Here is a 15,044-nt window from a genome sequence, read left to right as displayed (position 1 = left end):
AGTATGAACTTGGAACGTTCCGAGCGTATCGAGATCCCCGTATTACCCTTGAGAGATGTGGTAGTTTACCCACATATGGTTATCCCATTGTTTGTTGGTCGTGAAAAGTCAATCCGTTGCCTTGAGTCTGCGATGGACACCAACAAGCAAGTTCTTCTTGTTGCCCAAAAGCAAGCAGATACTGACGAGCCATCTATCGATGACCTGTTTTCTATCGGTACTGTTGCAACCATTCTTCAGTTGTTGAAACTGCCTGACGGTACGGTAAAAGTACTGGTCGAAGGTCAGCAACGTGCTCAAATCCATCAGTTCAAAGAAAACGATTTCTTCCTGGCAGATGCTGAATACCTGTCAACGCCAGAACTGGATGAGCGTGAGCAAGAGGTTGTAGTTCGTAGTGCAATCAATCAGTTTGAAGGCTTTATCAAACTGAATAAGAAGATCCCGCCAGAAGTTCTGACCTCTCTAAACGGAATCGACGAAGCGGCGCGCTTAGCAGATACCATAGCCGCTCATATGCCTCTGAAGCTTAACGACAAGCAGCAAGTGCTGGAAATTCTGGATGTAAACGAGCGTCTTGAATTCCTGATGGGGCAGATGGAATCAGAAATCGACTTACTTCAGGTAGAGAAACGTATTCGCGGTCGCGTGAAAAAGCAGATGGAGAAATCCCAGCGCGAGTACTACCTGAACGAGCAAATGAAAGCCATCCAGAAAGAACTGGGTGAAATGGACGACGCGCCAGACGAATTTGAAACTCTGAAGAAGAAGATCGAAGAGTCGAAAATGCCGAAAGAAGCGCGCGAGAAGACAGAACAAGAGCTGCAGAAGCTTAAGATGATGTCTCCGATGTCCGCAGAAGCGACGGTTGTTCGCAGCTACATCGATTGGATGGTAGGTGTTCCGTGGACTAAGCGCTCTAAAGTGAAGAAGAACCTGGCGAAAGCAGAAGAGGTTCTCAATGAAGATCACTACGGCTTAGAACGCGTAAAAGAACGCATCCTTGAGTATTTGGCAGTCCAGAACCGTATCAACAAGCTGAAAGGTCCTATCCTTTGCTTGGTTGGTCCTCCAGGTGTGGGTAAAACTTCTCTGGGTCGCTCTATTGCAGCAGCTACAGGACGTAAATACGTTCGTATGGCTCTGGGCGGCGTACGTGATGAAGCGGAAATCCGTGGTCACCGTCGTACTTACATCGGTTCTATGCCGGGTAAACTGATTCAGAAAATGTCAAAAGTGGAAGTGAAAAACCCACTGTTCCTTCTGGATGAGATCGACAAAATGTCTTCTGACATGCGTGGCGACCCGGCTTCAGCGCTGCTAGAAGTACTGGATCCAGAGCAAAACAACTCATTCAACGACCACTACCTTGAAGTGGATTATGACTTGTCTGACGTAATGTTTGTTGCGACGTCAAACTCGATGAATATCCCGGGTCCTCTTCTTGATCGTATGGAAGTGATTCGTCTTTCTGGTTACACAGAAGATGAAAAACTGAACATCGCTAAGCGCCACCTAGTGGGTAAGCAAGTTAAGCGTAACGGTCTGAAAGATCACGAGATCGAAATCGATGACTCTGCCATTATCGGCATCATCCGTTACTACACGCGAGAAGCTGGTGTACGTAGCCTTGAGCGTGAGATCTCTAAGATCTGCCGTAAAGCGGTGAAGAACATTCTGTTGGATTCAGACCTGAAGAAAGTGTCTGTTTCTATTGAAAACCTGAAAGACTACCTTGGTGTGCAGCGTCATGACTTTGGTAAAGCAGACGAAAGCAACCGCATTGGTCAGGTTGTCGGTCTGGCTTGGACCGAAGTAGGCGGCGACCTGTTAACCATCGAAACTGAGTCTATGCCGGGTAAAGGCAAGCTGACTCAAACCGGTTCTCTTGGCGACGTGATGCAGGAGTCGATTCAGGCTGCAATGACGGTTGTTCGTTCTCGTGCGGAAAAACTGGGTATCAACTCAGATTTCTATGAGAAGCGCGACATTCACGTACACGTTCCTGAAGGGGCTACGCCTAAAGATGGACCAAGTGCGGGTATCGCAATGTGTACAGCACTGGTTTCTAGCCTGACAGGTAACCCGGTTAAAGCGGATGTTGCGATGACAGGTGAAATTACCCTTCGTGGTGAAGTTTTACCAATCGGTGGTCTGAAAGAGAAGTTGCTCGCAGCACATCGCGGTGGAATCAAAACAGTGGTCATTCCGAAAGAAAATGAACGTGATTTGGAAGAAATTCCAGACAATGTTATTGCAGATCTGGTGGTTAAACCGGTTCAGTGGATTGACGATGTGTTAACGATTGCATTGGAGAAAGACCCGTCTGGAGTCACTCTAGAGTCTGTAAAATAGTGACGTGCAGCAAAAATAACTAAACAAAATACGCTGACATGCTTGAAAAGGCTTGTCAGCGTTTTTTTTGGAGGCTAAGTTTATCCACCAAGGACAACGCCTTTTCCCATAAGGCGCGGTTTAAAAATAACTAAATTTTTTAACGGAACGAATACTGCCAATTTTGGAATCGGTGGTACTAAAGGGGAACATCACGTGAATAAAACACAACTAGTAGAAAAAATCGCAGAGAACGCTGACATTTCTAAAGCATCAGCGGGTCGTGCCCTAGACGCATTCATTGAAGCAGTGAGTGACACTCTACAATCTGGCGACCAAGTAGCATTGGTTGGCTTCGGTACTTTCAGCGTACGTACTCGTGCAGCTCGCACAGGTCGTAACCCTAAGACTGGTGAAGAAATCCAAATCGCAGAAGCTAAAGTACCAGCTTTCAAAGCAGGTAAAGCGCTTAAAGACGCGTGCAACTAATTTTGGATTGACCTGCAAAAGGTCAATTACTGGGAATGGCGCTCAAAAACGCCAAAAAATCCTGAAATATGCGCATCAATGTGGTGCGCATTTCTTTTTCTGATATCATCTTCACCATTCAGCGCTATAAGGCGATTTGCCTGAATTCTTCTGAACAAGCTAATGTCCGAAAAAATGAAAATGTCCTCAGTTTTGAGGTGAACTTTTTTGTGGGCTACAGATCTAAATCACACATATTTATCAGTGAGCTGGCTTGTAGTATTCGCTAATGTGTAGATTTAATGGCTTAGTCAGAGCTCAGGCTCAATTTTGGAGAGTTGTTACATTATGATGGAACGATTGCGCGAAGGCGTAAACAGCATCGCAATTAAAATTATTTTAGGACTGATCATTCTGTCCTTTGTCTTCACAGGTGTGAGTGGCTACATTGGCGGTGGCAACAACGTTGCTGCAAAAGTTGATGGCATTGAAATTAGCCGCGGTGCTTTTGAGCAAGCGTATCAGAATGAGCGCAACATGCTTCAAGCGCAATATGGTGAACAATACGCAGCGTTGCTAGCAGACCCAGATTTCGTTCAAAGACTTCGTCAGTCTGTATTAGACAAGATGGTCAATGAAATCTTGTTAGAGAACCACGCTCGTTCATTAGGTATGCGCATCAGTGACGAACAAGTGCTGAACCTTATTCTTCAGATGCCTGAATTCCAGTTAGATGGAAAGTTCAATCAGGACATCTACGAAACATCATTGCGCCGTGCTGGTTACACACCAGAGTCCTTCGGCGAAGTTATGCGTCGTAGTGAAATTCGTAATCAACTTTTACAAGCGGTGAGCGCGAGCGAGTTCAGCTTACCGGGTGAAGTTGCCGACCAATCTAAACTGATTACTCAAACTCGTGACATTCGCACTTTGGAACTGAGTGTTGAAGAGTTTGCGAAAAAAGCTGAGTTGTCAGACGAAGAACTTCAAGAGTACTACGAATCAAATTCGGCTCAGTTCACTCGTCCAGAGCAAGTTAAGGTTTCATACCTTGAACTGTCTGGTGAAGCGCTTAAAGCAAGCGTAGAAGTGACTGACGAAGACGTAGATGCTTACTACCAGGAAAACCTCAGCCAGTACTCCTCTGCGGAACAACGCAGCGTAAGTCATATCTTGGTTGAAGGTGACGACGAGGCAAAAGCTCAAGCGATTCTGGATGACCTGAACGCAGGAACTGACTTTGCTGAGCTTGCGAAAACTCGTTCGGAAGACCCTGGTAGTTCTGACGAAGGTGGTTCACTAGGTTGGATTGAGCGCGACGTTATGGACCCAGCTTTCGAAGAAGCGGCATTTGCCCTGGCGAATGTAGGCGACGTAACGGGTTTGGTTAAGTCTGACTTCGGTTACCACATCATCAAGCTTGATGAGCTGAAAGCTTCAGAAACTAAGCCACTTTCTGAAGTGAAGGAAGAAATCAAAGCAGACTTGGTAAACCAACGTGCTGCGGAAAGCTTCCACGACATCTACACCGATCTTGAGCGTGTAGCGTTTGAGTCTCCAAATTCTCTAGCACCGTCAGCAGAGTTGTTCGAAGGTACAGTACAAACTACTGAGTTTATCTCTCGTTTCAACGCGCCAGAGATTCTGAGCAGCCCAGAAGTCCAGGAAGCTATCTACAGCCCTGAAGTGAAAGAAGACGGTGAAAACTCTGTACCTGTGGAAATTGCGCCAGAACACGTTGTTGTGGTTCGTGTCGACGAGGTTCGTGAAGAAACGGTATTGCCTTTCGAAGAAGTGAAAGAACAAGTCGTTCAGCAACTGTCTGTTGTGAAAGGTGAGCAAAAAGCGGTTGAATTGGCTGACCAGTTGATTGAAGCGCTTTCTAATGGCGATAGCAGCGTATTAGAACAAGAAGGCTTGGCGTTTGGCGAGCAGGAAACCATTAATCGTGGTAATCCTCTGGCTAACACAGTATTTGCAATGACCAAACCTGAAGAAGGTAAAAAGGTTTACAGCCAGTCTAAAGACTTCACAGGCAACATTGTGGTTGTTGAATTGGAGGGTGTTTCTTTTGAAGAACAGCCTGCATTTGCAGCACAAATTGGCATGCAACTGGTTCGCAGCAATGGTGAGCAAGACATGATTGCATTGAGCAAAGCGCTTCGTGATAAAGCGGATGTTGAGTTCTATGTGATTGATAATGCTAGTACTCACCCGTAAAAGTGTGTAACTAATTTGTCTATCAAACAGGTCGCTATATGCGGCCTGTTGTATTTTTAGTATTGATGATTTTCTAACCTTTGGTGACCGTACAAAATACGTTTTTTTATAACCAAGGAAGGAAATATGAAAATCATAAAACTGGCTTTGATAGCCGCTCTTTCTCTTTGCTCTGCCGTATCTGCAAACGCGTGGGATTCAAATTCGCCATCTAAAGCGGCTTCAAGCAGTGATAAGCATGCCGGAATAGAAATTACCGTAAACATCAATACAGCGACCGCTGAGGAGCTGCAAACGCTTTTAATCGGCATAGGTGCAAAGAAGGCGAAAACCATCGTAGAGTTTCGTGAAAAGAACGGGTTATTTCAGTCTGCAGACGATTTGAGTAAAGTGAAGGGTATTGGCAACGCTACTGTTGACAAGAATCGTGACCGAATTCTGCTGTAGAAAACTCTCGATCAACAGACCCTAATATATGGGTGTGAATGAGCGTTTGGTCGCGCTCATTTTTTTACCCATTTTTTGGGTTGCAAAGCACTAAGAATCAGACCAAACAAAGTACCAACTACATGTGCCTCTGTTGCCACTTTTGCTTCTATCAATGCGGCGGTGTCTGCCGAAGGTCCAACCCAGGTTTCCCATCCAATCTTAACCAATACAGCCCCGACTAACAGCAAACTCGATTTTCTGCCCTGTATTGCTTCTGTGAGAGCGTAAAAAGCAAATATTCCATGCAGTACGCCTGAAAAGCCAACGTATTGATAAGTATCTGAAGCCAGTAAACCGACTCCAATCAATGCAGAAAGAAGAAGAACTAGAACAGCCATGGACAACCAGGATGCGGTGAAACGGAAAAAGAATGCAATCACCGCTAGGCTAGCCGCATTGAGAGCGAGATGATTAAGATTGGTATGGGTAAAATTTCCTGTTACGATTCGCCACCATTGTCCGTCTAGAATGTCATCTGCGTTCCAGGGCAGTATATCGCTGAATGTCGGAAGCTGTGCAACGACCATAACGATTACATAAATTACTACAACGGGAACCAATTCTGCTTTATGTCTGATCATCAATCTGAAACGCACTCTCGATATTGCCAAGATTGTGGGAAGGCGAAAAAGATGTGTATTTGCCACACCATTCAAAGCCTTCATTCTGAGGTAGAACTGCTGATTCTTCAACATCCGGATGAAGTGAATCGTGCAATGGGGACGGCTCGGATACTAAAGCTCTCATTAGCGAATACGCATGTATTGATCGGAGAAGACTTCACAAACGATGAAAGGCTAGCTCAATTGCTGGAGGATGACGCCTATCATCACTGTGTTCTGTTCCCACAGAAAAGCAGCCTCTCTGTGTCCGAGATAGCTAAGCATAAGGGGAAAAAGCTAAGGGTGATACTACTGGATGGAACCTGGAAAAAAGCCTACAAGATGTGGAGGTTAAACACCATGCTGCATGACTTGCCTTGCATCGCTTTGCCTGAAAATCTGGAAGGGAACTATCGGATTCGAAAAGCGCCTTCCAGCAATAGCTTATCGACAGTTGAAGCAGGGTTTCATGTACTTCGTCTTTTGGATAGCAGCCGTGATTTCTCCCCACTCTTGGAAAGTTTTGAACGGATGGTGGACATGCAGTTTTCTCATATCCCACCGCACGTCCGATCAAAAAATTACTGACTGTTTTAGTAGTTCGGAGCAGTCGGCTCTAGCTAGGAACAAAAAAGCTGCTGATGGAGCCTTTGCGCAGATCCATCCGTGAGTGAAGATATGAAGTCAGTGATCACTCGCATACCGCCGTCATGACTTTCTGCGGCTTTTAACCATTCAAGGCGAGTTGAATCTGGCAGCAACCTTTCTGGATCCCCACTTATTGCCTCGAAGATATCCATAATGACTTGTTGCCCTTTGTATTCGACAACCTGAACTTCAGGAATCTGAATCACATATCGGCTTACAAATTGTTTGAAGATCTCGAGTGCTCGCTCTGAAGACGGCTCTAACGTCGCATTCCATCGAAGAAGAGGCTCATCAAATTTGCTTTCTGGTAACTCAGCGACGCTGATACTGGTCAGTAGTGCGTTAACAATGCCTCCAATTGCATCCTTACGCTGGTAATGAACACCGGAAAACAGTTTGTCGCTGATGGTTTGGATATTCTCCTCGAACCATTTGTCACCACATTCTGCCAACTGGCTCGCTGCTACCTCCTGCCATTGGTTTCGGTGAACCAACCCAAGCACGATGGCATCTTCCAAATCATGAATGCCGTAAGCAATGTCGTCGGCCAGTTCCATGATGGAGCAATCCAGCGATTTGAATCGGGTTTTCTTATGTTCAAAGGAAGCATAGTCCTTCTCGCGCATAGCAGAGAAAGCAAGTTTGTCATTGTCGCTCAAAGGCTCCAATACCCAGTCAAACAGGGATTTATCATCATCGTATATCCCTTTGGCTGGATGCCAGTCGCTGGCTTTCAGTTTTCGCTGATTGCTGACCGATTCAGGGATCGAAGTGGAGCGAGTCTCACTGATTAACGCCGGGTACTTAATTAATCCGAGCAGAGCGCGACGGGTTAAATTCATGCCATGGTTTTCAGTATAGGGCTCCAACTGGGTAACAATCCGGAATGTCTGAGCATTGCCTTCAAAGCCGCCATGTTCACGCATCATGTAATTCAGTGCGATTTCGCCGCCATGACCAAAGGGAGGGTGACCGATATCATGAGCAAGGCACAGCGCTTCCATCAGGCTTGAAGTCGGAAGCAATTCAGACAGTTCAGGTTGTTTGCGCTTTACCTGCGCTCGAATGCCAGAACCTAGCTGTGCTGCTTCAAGCGAGTGGGTGAGGCGAGTACGGTGAAAGTCATTAGCGCCAGTACCATGCACCTGAGTTTTCGCCTGTAACCTGCGAAATGCCGCAGAATGTAGGATTCTTGCTCGGTCTCGCTGGAACGGGTCACGGTGATCGTCGCGGCGCAGTTTCTGTTCTTCGTTCATACGCTCTTGCCAGGCGAAATGGTCGAGTTTGGTCATATTGTCCTCATTATTATCGTTATATTGGAACGTTGAATAGTTGATGCTCTAGCTGATCTCATCCAGCGACATTTCAAAACTTTCGGCGAAGGTCTCTAGAAAGTAAAGCATCTCGGGCGACTCTCGGTCTTTGAGCGTTTTATCTAACCTTTTCTTTGCCTGTGCGTATTCGTGGTTGCCTGCCGAAAGCTCTTCAAGGCATTTTAAATATGCGCAGAGGCAATCTGCCTGTTTTACGATTCCTTGGTCTTCCTGATTGGCATCTTTTGAAATCAGAAACGGAGCGAAGTCCTCCTGAAATTCTTCAGGCAGCATTGATAACAGTTTAGCTTCTGCCGCCGCTTCTATCTTTTTATATTCTTTAGCAATATCAGGATTATAGTATTTGACTGGGGTAGGTAAATCGCCAGTCAGTACTTCACTGGTGTCGTGGTACATACCAAGAAGTGCAATGCGTTCGGGGTTTACATTGCCGCCAAACTTTTTATTTTTGATGATTGCCAGAGCGTGCGCCACAAACGCGACCTGAAGGCTATGTTCTGAAATGTTTTCAGTGGAAATAGAGCGCATGAGTGGCCAACGTTGAATAAGCTTCATTCTGGCCAGATGGGCAAAAAAGTGACTGCGTGCCATGTGGTGCTCCTTGTTTTTCACACGGTTCCCTATAGCTTAAGAGATTGAGTTTAAAGGCACAACTTAACTAGGAAACCCAGAACTTGAGATAACAGGTTACAAACAAAAAGCGCACCCAATAGGTGCGCTTGAAAGAATATGTAAAGATTACTGACGATATGTAGTCAGGAAGCGATCCAGCCTTCCAATGGCTGTCTCTAAGTCCTCGATGTGAGGCAAAGTCACAATCCGGAAGTGATCTGGTTTTGGCCAGTTAAACCCACTTCCCTGAACCAGCAGTACTTTTTCCTGAATCAGAAAATCCTGTACGAATTTCAAATCGTTACTGATATTGAATTTTTTCACATCAATTTTAGGGAACAGATACATGGCGCCCTTAGGTTTAACGCAGCTGATCCCGGGAATTTGGGTGATCATCTCGTAGGCTTTGTCTCGCTGTTCCAACAAGCGCCCACCTGGCAAAATCAGTTCGTTAATACTCTGGTAGCCGCCTAAAGCCGTTTGTATCGCGTGTTGCATCGGTACATTGGCACACAGGCGCATCGACGACAGCATGTCTAACCCATCGACATAACCTTTGGCTTGCGCCTTAGGACCTGTCAAAAACATCCAGCCACCGCGGAAACCACACACGCGATACGCTTTAGAAAGACCGTTGAATGTCACCATCAAAACATCATCAGCAAGCGTGGAAATGGATGTGTGGGTTGCGCCGTCATAAAGGACTTTATCGTAGATCTCGTCAGCAAAGATGATCAGTTTATGCTGACGAGCTATTTCAACCATCTCTAAAAGAAAGTCCCGGCTGTAAACGGCACCGGTTGGGTTATTCGGGTTGATTAGCACCAGCCCACGAGTTTTAGGCGTGATTTTGGCTTTGATATCTTCAAGATCTGGGTACCAGTCTGATTCTTCATCACAAAGGTAGTGAACAGCATTGCCTCCAGAGAGAGAAACAGCCGCTGTCCACAACGGGTAATCTGGCGCAGGCACCAACATTTCGTCACCGTTATCCAGAAGAGCCTGCATTGCCATCACAATCAGCTCAGACACTCCGTTACCAATGTACACGTCTTCAACGTCTAAATTCAGCAAGCCTTTACGCTGATAGTGTTGAACCACGGCTTTTCTCGCCGAGTAAATGCCTTTGGAGTCGCAGTAGCCCTGCGAGGTGGGAAGATTACGGATTACGTCAACCAGGATTTCATCAGGGGCATCAAAGCCAAACGGGGCGGGATTACCGATATTCAGCTTTAGTATTTTATGCCCCTCTTCTTCCATGCGTTTAGCATGTTTGAGTACAGGACCCCGAATGTCGTAGCAGACATTGTCGAGTTTTGATGACATCCCGATATTTTGCATTGAGTAAATCCCGATTTATTTTATTTTAATTTTTAAAAGTACACTATTTAAGGTGTTAATAGAATAAAAATCTGTTTGAAATCGCAGGTTTTTATATTGTTCTGACATTCTGACCACAGGAGAGAGTGAGGGCTTGTCATTAATTTTTTGTGTAGCCCGAATTTCTCCCTAAATCGGCTCAGATTTGTCTGATATCAACAAATAGACTAGTCGAGATAGATAAGATGATCTCAGATTTCAGAAAAGTGAGATTGCCTTGTCGCCATTCAGAGCCAAAATCGAAGCGCTAATTGAACAAATTCAGTCCGTTGTGGATGTCGATGAGCGAATCAGTATTCCATTCGAGCCAGACAATTCGTTTTCCCCTCTGGACTGGCTGGAAGCGCAGCCACATTCCACCAAACTCTATTGGCAATCACGCGACAAGAACCGCGAAGTTGTTGCACTAGGTATTGCCAGGACATTTGACACCCCTGAACTTGGCGCAAAGTACATCAAGTCAAATCAAAATCTCTGGGTGGTCATGCCATTTGATGCCCAGCAACCCGATGTTTTCTTACCCAATATTGAAATTCAAAGACTAGGCTCAAATTGGACGTTGAGTGTCAATGTGAACCAGCGTAAAGAGGTGGCGATTAACGCGCTGGAACGAGTGAAATTAAAAAGCCCGGCTCATTTCTCATCACCCAACAATGCTCAGGTTAAATTTGTTCGACATATTCCGGATCTGAAAGACTGGACCCACTCCATAAATCTCGCGTTATCAACATTCGAACAATCGGAACTGAAAAAAGTGGTGTTGGCGCGAGAATCTGAGTTCCTACTCTCTGAGCCTGCTTCCGGGTTTACTTTGTTAAGACAGAGCCAGATATCTAACCAAAACAGCTACCATTTCGCCTTCACCAAAAACAGAGATTCGTTATTTTTCGGATCGTCTCCGGAGTGCTTGTTCCGACAAAATGGATACGAGCTAGAAACGGAAGCCTTGGCAGGCACAATCGAGCGCGGTTGCGATACGCGAGATGACCATGGAAAAGGTCTCTGGTTGTGGAATGACAAAAAAAACCGTTACGAAAACCAGTTGGTTGTCGAAGACATTGAGTCAAGATTGCATCCTTACTGCAGCTCTTTAGAAATAAGTGAAGCTTCGTCTTTGATCCGCCTGGCAAAAGTGCAGCACCTAAAACGTAAGATTGTGGGATACCTAAATCCGAAGAAAGCCGAAAGTTCTTTGGTTGATGTGCTCCATCCGACTGCGGCGATTGCCGGACTACCAAAAGATCACGCGATGGAGTTTATCCAGCAGAATGAGTCGTTTGAACGCGGGCTCTATAGCGGAGCGATAGGATACATCAGTCAGGACCGTTCCGAGTTTTGCGTGTCTATTCGCAGCGCATTTATCAATAAAAAAAGCATCAAATTTTACGCCGGGGCAGGCATAGTGCCGGGATCAGACCCCAATGCAGAATGGCAGGAGCTAAACAAGAAAATGTCGACATTGCTTGACCTGTTGACAGAGCTACCAGAAGTGGAGGTGGCATCATGATTGAACAAGCCAGTTTGAACAGAACGTGGGCTAAGCTGATTTTAGAAGAGCTAACCCGATTTGGCGCAGAACATATCTGTATCGCTCCGGGATCCCGTTCTACACCACTGACGCTAGAAGCGGACGACCACCCCAATTTGAAATTACATTGTCATTTTGATGAGCGCGGGCTGGGCTTTTATGCATTGGGCATCGCTAAATCTACTCAAAAGCCCGTTGCTATCGTCGTGACATCAGGGACTGCGGTTGCCAATCTTCTTCCAGCAGTCTGTGAAGCGAATCTAACCGGAGAAAAACTGGTATTGCTTGCGGCGGATCGCCCGGTTGAGCTGATTGATTGTGGAGCGAATCAGGCGATTGAGCAGGTCGGGATATTCTCATCTCACGTTGTAAAAGCACTCAATCTTCCTAGCCCCAATACCAGGGTTTCACCTAACTGGTTACTCTCCAGTCTGGATGAATGCTTACACCTACAGGCAGAGCAGGGTGGTGTCATCCATATCAACTGCCCATATCCAGAACCTTTGTACGGTGGTGAACCCGTATCTTCAGACTCCCACTACTTCAATGGTGTTCGGGGATGGTTTACCCATAAGAAGCCATTTACGACTAAACACAGTCAAGTTGTAGCGAACAGCATCAATCCCAACGATTTTGCGACTAAGAAAGGGGTAGTCATACTGGGTTCACTGTCGTTAAAAGAAGCTCAGAATGCGAAAAAGCTCGGTGAGTGTCTCGGCTGGCCGATATTTTGCGACCCTCAATCCGGAGTGAGCAGCGAGTACTCTCATTTTGATCTCTGGTTGAGAAACGAAGAAGCTGCCAGAGTTCTTCAGGGGTGTGATTTTGTCCTCCAGTTCGGTGGACGGTTGGTGTCCAAGCGCTTGTTGAAGTGGATAGATGACCGCTCAGAAACATGTGACTACTGGATAGTGCAACCGTACAACCAACGACTGAATCCGGGGTTGAGAGCACAGAACCGTATTGCTACTCATATAACGCAATGGTGTTCAGAGATGTTGGATAGTCTGCACCCTGCGGAAGTCCGATTTCGAGGCTGGGCGGAAAGCCTGAAGGATATCTCGCAGAAAACTTCAGAGCTGATACAACGAAGTGAACACGCACTATGCTCTGAAACCAGACTGACCATCGACCTGTTTGAGGAGCAAACAGAAAGCACCAATCTGTTTTTAGGAAATAGTCTGATTGTCAGGTTAGTTGATATGCTCACCTCACTTCCAGACACAGAGGTGTATTCCAATCGTGGTGCCTCTGGTATTGACGGATTGATTGCCACGGCGGCAGGCATACATGCTGCCAGTGGTAAGAAGTCGTTAGTGATGCTAGGAGACACTTCGCTGTTACATGACATCAACTCTTTAGCGCTGTGGACTCATCAAGAAGCGCAGCCATCGGTGATCTTTGTTTCCAACAATGATGGTGGTGCAATATTCGATTTCCTGCCCGTTCCGGCTAACAAGAAGCGTGCACTTTACCAAATGCCTCATGGGTTTTTGTTCAAACACGCTGCGATGCAATTTGGGCTGAGTTACATAGCGCCCGAAAGCACACAAACCTGCATTCAGGAAATTCAGAGTCACTTGAGCCAAGGTGAAGGCACACTGCTAGTCGAGCTGATAACACCGCCGGAGCAAACCTCTCAGGAGCTCAAGCCTATTGTCGATAAGGTGATGCATGATCTTATCTAGCACCTGGTTGAATCACTCAGAACTCAACACTCAGAACAGCCCTGTCATTGTATTTTTGCACGGGTTTCTTGGAAGTGCTGTCGACTGGCAGCCGATTATAGAGTACCTCGAAGGGGTAGACTGTCTGGCGATTGATTTGGCCGGTCATGGGCAGAGTTCGAAGGTTGAACCAAAAGACTTCATTACGGTTTGCCATCAGGTGGCGGAAACTTTAGAAACCCGTATTTCCAAAAACAAACCTGTTGTTCTTGTCGGCTATTCGCTGGGTGCCAGAGTTGCGATGTATGGGGTCGCAAATTCGATCTGGAGCAAGATAAATATTGTAAAAGTGATTCTGGAAGGAGGGCATTTTGGTTTACAAAGTGAATCTGACAGGGAAAAACGCTGGGTAAACGACAGAAACTGGTCGCAACGTTTTTCATCGGAAATCATTGAACAAGTCTTACTCGATTGGTACAGGCAGCCTGTGTTTAGTTCGCTAAATCATGAGCAAAGACAATATTTTATCGCTAAGCGACGGGATAATGATGCTAAAGGGGTAGCTCAAATGCTACGTGCGACATCGCTATCAAAGCAGCCTTATCTGCTCGCTCGTTTACAAAACCGAACCTCGATTCATTATGTCTGCGGGGAAAGAGATCAAAAGTTTAAAGCGCTCGCTGAATCAAGCGGTTTACCCTTCAGCGAAGTGAAAGGTGCGGGTCACAACGTGCATCAGGAACAGCCTGCTGCGTTTGCCCGAATCGTCAATCAATGTATGGCTGAACATCAATATCAGTCGTAACTTCTGGAGAAAATTATGGCAAGAACTGTCGGTATCACTGAAGAAGAGCTTTACGCACCTGTGGAATGGCGCTGTGCCAACCCAGATTATCAGGATATTCATTACCATAAATCCAAAGAAGGCATAGCGAAAATTACCATCGCCCGACCGCAGGTTCGAAATGCATTTCGCCCTCAGACGGTTAACGAAATGATTCATGCATTATCAGACGCTCGTTACGACAGTAATGTTGGTGTGATCATATTGACTGGGCTAGGTGAAGATGCCTTCTGCAGTGGTGGCGACCAGAAAATTCGTGGTGACTACGGCGGTTATCGTGATGAAGAAGGGACACATCATTTAAATGTACTAGACTTCCAACGTCAGATTCGTACCTGCCCAAAACCAGTGATTGCCTCGGTGGCTGGCTATGCGGTTGGTGGTGGTCATGTTCTTCATATGATGTGTGACTTAACCATCGCTGCAGAAAATGCGCAATTTGGTCAGACGGGACCTAAAGTCGGGTCGTTTGATGGTGGTTGGGGTGCCTCTTACATGGCACGAATCGTTGGGCAGAAAAAAGCGCGAGAAATCTGGTTCCTGTGTCGCTTTTACGATGCGCAGGAAGCGTTGGATATGGGGCTGGTGAATACGGTTGTCCCAGTTGAACAGCTAGAGCGCGAAACGGTTCGCTGGTGCAGAGAAACTTTGCAGCATAGCCCAATGGCACTACGCTGTTTGAAGGCGGCACTGAATGCTGACTGTGACGGTCAGGCAGGTCTGCAAGAGTTGGCGGGTAACGCGACCATGATGTTTTACATGACAGAAGAAGGGCAGGAAGGTCGAAATGCGTTCAATGAAAAGCGCAGACCAGACTTCGACAAATTCCCTCGTAACCCTTAGGCAAAACGCACACAGACCCGGTATCAGGTTGTTGGACCTTAAGGACGAAAGCATACTGGGTAAAAGGACAGGACA

At 46.3% G+C, this 15,044-nt stretch carries 13 protein-coding genes; 9 read left to right on the top strand and 4 right to left on the bottom strand.

The window, feature by feature from the left end:
- Positions 1–3: 3 nt before the first annotated feature.
- The 4 genes from lon to INR79_RS12695 all read left to right on the top strand — a co-directional run bounded on the left by lon (position 4) and on the right by INR79_RS12695 (position 5,469).
- Positions 4–2,355: an endopeptidase La gene (gene lon / locus INR79_RS12710; protein ID WP_004406208.1), complete on the top strand. Its 2,352-nt coding sequence runs from the start codon at positions 4–6 to the stop codon at positions 2,353–2,355.
- A 195-nt stretch (positions 2,356–2,550) separates the two neighbouring features.
- On the top strand, positions 2,551–2,823 hold the full coding sequence (locus tag INR79_RS12705; protein ID WP_004406206.1) for an HU family DNA-binding protein: 273 nt from the start codon (positions 2,551–2,553) through the stop codon (positions 2,821–2,823).
- 327 nt (positions 2,824–3,150) lie between these two features.
- Positions 3,151–5,022 (top strand): peptidylprolyl isomerase, encoded by a 1,872-nt coding sequence (gene ppiD / locus INR79_RS12700; protein WP_022590033.1) that lies wholly within the window; start codon positions 3,151–3,153, stop codon positions 5,020–5,022.
- 126 nt (positions 5,023–5,148) lie between these two features.
- On the top strand, positions 5,149–5,469 hold the full coding sequence (locus tag INR79_RS12695; protein ID WP_223094529.1) for a ComEA family DNA-binding protein: 321 nt from the start codon (positions 5,149–5,151) through the stop codon (positions 5,467–5,469).
- Between the two features lie 56 nt (positions 5,470–5,525).
- Here the strand turns inward: INR79_RS12695 and rrtA are convergent, their stop codons facing one another.
- Positions 5,526–6,092 carry a rhombosortase gene (rrtA, locus tag INR79_RS12690; protein ID WP_022598155.1) on the bottom strand — a complete coding sequence of 189 codons (567 nt, stop codon included), beginning with the start codon at positions 6,090–6,092 and terminating at the stop codon, positions 5,526–5,528.
- On the opposite strand from rrtA, the gene INR79_RS12685 reads away from it, so the two are divergent.
- Complete coding sequence (locus INR79_RS12685; protein WP_223094527.1) at positions 6,081–6,701, top strand: tRNA-uridine aminocarboxypropyltransferase; 621 nt, start codon at positions 6,081–6,083, stop codon at positions 6,699–6,701. The two genes, rrtA and INR79_RS12685, sit on opposite strands and share 12 nt — an antisense overlap.
- A gap of 32 nt (positions 6,702–6,733) precedes the next feature.
- Here INR79_RS12685 and INR79_RS12680 read toward each other — a convergent pair whose 3' ends face one another.
- From INR79_RS12680 to INR79_RS12670, 3 genes are all read right to left on the bottom strand, one after another.
- Positions 6,734–8,053, bottom strand: coding sequence for an anti-phage deoxyguanosine triphosphatase (locus tag INR79_RS12680; protein ID WP_223094525.1), 1,320 nt, complete (start codon positions 8,051–8,053; stop codon positions 6,734–6,736).
- A gap of 48 nt (positions 8,054–8,101) precedes the next feature.
- Complete coding sequence (gene yfbR, locus INR79_RS12675; protein WP_004406194.1) at positions 8,102–8,686, bottom strand: 5'-deoxynucleotidase; 585 nt, start codon at positions 8,684–8,686, stop codon at positions 8,102–8,104.
- 147 nt (positions 8,687–8,833) lie between these two features.
- Positions 8,834–10,048, bottom strand: coding sequence for a pyridoxal phosphate-dependent aminotransferase (locus tag INR79_RS12670; protein WP_022613111.1), 1,215 nt, complete (start codon positions 10,046–10,048; stop codon positions 8,834–8,836).
- 256 nt (positions 10,049–10,304) lie between these two features.
- Here INR79_RS12670 and INR79_RS12665 point away from each other — a divergent pair, with 256 nt between their 5' ends.
- From INR79_RS12665 to menB, 4 genes are read left to right on the top strand one after another with little or no spacing between them, the layout of a single operon-like run.
- Positions 10,305–11,594 carry an isochorismate synthase MenF gene (locus tag INR79_RS12665; RefSeq protein ID WP_223094523.1) on the top strand — a complete coding sequence of 430 codons (1,290 nt, stop codon included), beginning with the start codon at positions 10,305–10,307 and terminating at the stop codon, positions 11,592–11,594.
- Positions 11,591–13,303, top strand: a complete 1,713-nt coding sequence (gene menD / locus INR79_RS12660) for a 2-succinyl-5-enolpyruvyl-6-hydroxy-3-cyclohexene-1-carboxylic-acid synthase (RefSeq protein WP_410482882.1) — start codon at positions 11,591–11,593, stop codon at positions 13,301–13,303. The genes INR79_RS12665 and menD overlap by 4 nt, the downstream gene beginning before the upstream one ends.
- Positions 13,290–14,087 (top strand): 2-succinyl-6-hydroxy-2,4-cyclohexadiene-1-carboxylate synthase, encoded by a 798-nt coding sequence (gene menH, locus INR79_RS12655; protein WP_223094521.1) that lies wholly within the window; start codon positions 13,290–13,292, stop codon positions 14,085–14,087. The genes menD and menH overlap by 14 nt, the downstream gene beginning before the upstream one ends.
- Positions 14,088–14,102: 15 nt before the next feature.
- Positions 14,103–14,969, top strand: a complete 867-nt coding sequence (menB, locus tag INR79_RS12650) for a 1,4-dihydroxy-2-naphthoyl-CoA synthase (protein ID WP_223094519.1) — start codon at positions 14,103–14,105, stop codon at positions 14,967–14,969.
- Positions 14,970–15,044 lie beyond the last annotated feature (75 nt).

The sequence above is a fragment of the Vibrio sp. SCSIO 43132 genome, from assembly GCF_019904195.1.
In the GTDB taxonomy this organism is placed as follows: Bacteria; Pseudomonadota; Gammaproteobacteria; order Enterobacterales; family Vibrionaceae; genus Vibrio; species Vibrio nigripulchritudo.
Note: the sequence above shows the minus strand (reverse complement) of the source record. Positions and strands in the feature narration are given on the sequence as shown.

Excerpts from the sequence above, each read along its gene's own strand:
- lon (WP_004406208.1), top strand. The coding sequence starts at position 4 with ATGAACTTGGAACGTTCCGAGCGTATCGAGATCCCCGTATTACCCTTG.
- ppiD (WP_022590033.1), top strand. The coding sequence starts at position 3,151 with ATGATGGAACGATTGCGCGAAGGCGTAAACAGCATCGCAATTAAAATT.
- INR79_RS12695 (WP_223094529.1), top strand. The coding sequence starts at position 5,149 with ATGAAAATCATAAAACTGGCTTTGATAGCCGCTCTTTCTCTTTGCTCT.
- INR79_RS12685 (WP_223094527.1), top strand. The coding sequence starts at position 6,081 with ATGTCTGATCATCAATCTGAAACGCACTCTCGATATTGCCAAGATTGT.
- rrtA (WP_022598155.1), bottom strand. The coding sequence starts at position 6,092 with ATGATCAGACATAAAGCAGAATTGGTTCCCGTTGTAGTAATTTATGTA.
- INR79_RS12680 (WP_223094525.1), bottom strand. The coding sequence starts at position 8,053 with ATGACCAAACTCGACCATTTCGCCTGGCAAGAGCGTATGAACGAAGAA.
- yfbR (WP_004406194.1), bottom strand. The coding sequence starts at position 8,686 with ATGGCACGCAGTCACTTTTTTGCCCATCTGGCCAGAATGAAGCTTATT.
- INR79_RS12670 (WP_022613111.1), bottom strand. The coding sequence starts at position 10,048 with ATGCAAAATATCGGGATGTCATCAAAACTCGACAATGTCTGCTACGAC.
- menD (WP_410482882.1), top strand. The coding sequence starts at position 11,591 with ATGATTGAACAAGCCAGTTTGAACAGAACGTGGGCTAAGCTGATTTTA.
- menH (WP_223094521.1), top strand. The coding sequence starts at position 13,290 with ATGATCTTATCTAGCACCTGGTTGAATCACTCAGAACTCAACACTCAG.
- menB (WP_223094519.1), top strand. The coding sequence starts at position 14,103 with ATGGCAAGAACTGTCGGTATCACTGAAGAAGAGCTTTACGCACCTGTG.